The organism is Moraxella lacunata (assembly GCF_002027545.1).
GTDB classification, from domain to species: Bacteria; Pseudomonadota; Gammaproteobacteria; order Pseudomonadales; family Moraxellaceae; genus Moraxella; species Moraxella lacunata.
Genome location: NZ_MXAN01000031.1, coordinates 1 through 1,619 on the forward strand (window position 1 = coordinate 1; position 1,619 = coordinate 1,619).

Here is a 1,619-nt window from a genome sequence, read left to right on the forward strand (position 1 = left end):
TGAACCGACCCCCAAATCTTAGACATAAGATTAAAGGTTAGGTTGTTGCAAGTGGTTGTATTAACCCTAATTGGACTAAGTTTCTGTACTTAACAGGACTTAGTCCTTTTAATTTGCTCTTTATTCTATCATGATTGTAGTAGTGTATGTACTCATCAATCACTTGTTTAAGTTCATCTGTTGATGTAAATGTGGTTGTCTCATAAAATATCTCTTGTTTTAGCGTACCAAAGAAGCTCTCTATCACAGCATTATCCAAACAATTGCCTTTTCTTGACATGCTTTGGGTTAAGCCTTGTTCTTTTAGGGTTTGTTGATACTGGTGCATTTGATAGTGCCAGCCTTGGTCTGAATGAATGATGGGTTTGTCATCCATCTTTTCTTGGCTTAGCTTGGATAGGGCATCATTTAACATCTCTTTGACCAACTCATACGTTGGTCTGTCCTTCATCGTATAACTGACAATCTCACCATTAAACAAGTCGATGATGGGCGATAGGTAGAGTTTTCTTTGAATGACACTGCCATCATTTGCCTTGTCTTGTACTTTAAACTCGGTGATGTCTGTTGCCCACTTTTGATTGGGTTTGTCTGCTTTAAAGTCTCTTTTGAGTATATTGTCCTGAATGGTATCTTTGCCCATTGTGCCTTTGTAAGTATTAAACTTACGTTGACGACGAACCAATGCTTTGAGTCCAAGTTTAGCCATCAGTCGTTGCACTCGTTTATGATTAATGACCATGCCTTTTTGGGCAAGCTGATTGTTAAGCTCTGATGTGATTCTACGATAACCATACCTGCCCTTGTGTTGGTGGTAGATGTGGTTAATGTGTTCTTTTAAGTCAAGGTCTTTGTCAGGCTTTGTACTTTGACGAATGTGGTAATAAAACACACTTCTTGGCAAGTTTGACACTGCCAATAAGTCAGCAAGTTTGTGCTTATGCCTTAATTCTTGGATGATCAGGACTTGTTCTTTGTTTGTACTGATTGTTCCTTTTGACGAATTAAGGCATCTAGCTTTTTTAGATAGTCATTCTCTGCTCTAAGATAGGCAAGTTCATCAAGCAAATCATCCACACTTTTTTCGTGGTCTTGTTTGGTTTTCCAAGTTGATTTGGTTTTATTAGCGTTGTGTTTGTTTGACATTGCTTTTTTGCCTTTGGGTTTGGGTATTAGTCCCATTATACCAAAGGCTTGGTAGGACTTTAACCAAGTTGACAGTAAAGAAGGTTGTGGCAGATTAAGCTCTATGGCAAGTTGTGTAAGCGATTTGCCCTGTTGTATGGCTTGAACGGCATTAAGCTTAAAATCTGTGTCATAGACAGCCTTTGTGTGTCGTCTTTTTATGCCATCAATGCCATGTGCTTGATAGAGTTTAACCCATAGCTCTACGGTTGTGTGGTTTAGATTAAAGTGTTTGGCGGTTTGTTTGTAGCCATGATGATTAAGATAATACCCAATCACAGACAGTTTAAAGTCGGTTGTGTATTTTGCCATAAAAAGCACCCCAAAGGTTAGTGTGTCTAACTTTTGGGGTGCGGTTCAGGTGAACCGACCCCCAAATCTTAGACATAAGATTAAAGGTTAGGTTGTTGCAAGTGGTTGTATTAACCCTAATT

General features: G+C 38.9%; 2 protein-coding genes. Both read right to left on the minus strand.

The window, feature by feature from the left end; genetic code table 11:
• Window positions 1–37: 37 nt before the first annotated feature.
• Window positions 38–988: an IS3 family transposase gene (locus tag B5J94_RS05020; RefSeq protein ID WP_115246899.1), complete on the minus strand. Its 951-nt coding sequence runs from the start codon at window positions 986–988 to the stop codon at window positions 38–40.
• Entirely contained in the window at window positions 961–1,497 is a 537-nt protein-coding gene (locus B5J94_RS05025) for a helix-turn-helix domain-containing protein (protein WP_065256690.1), read from the minus strand. Before B5J94_RS05025 ends, B5J94_RS05020 begins: the two co-directional genes overlap by 28 nt.
• Between the last annotated feature and the right edge of the window lie 122 nt (window positions 1,498–1,619).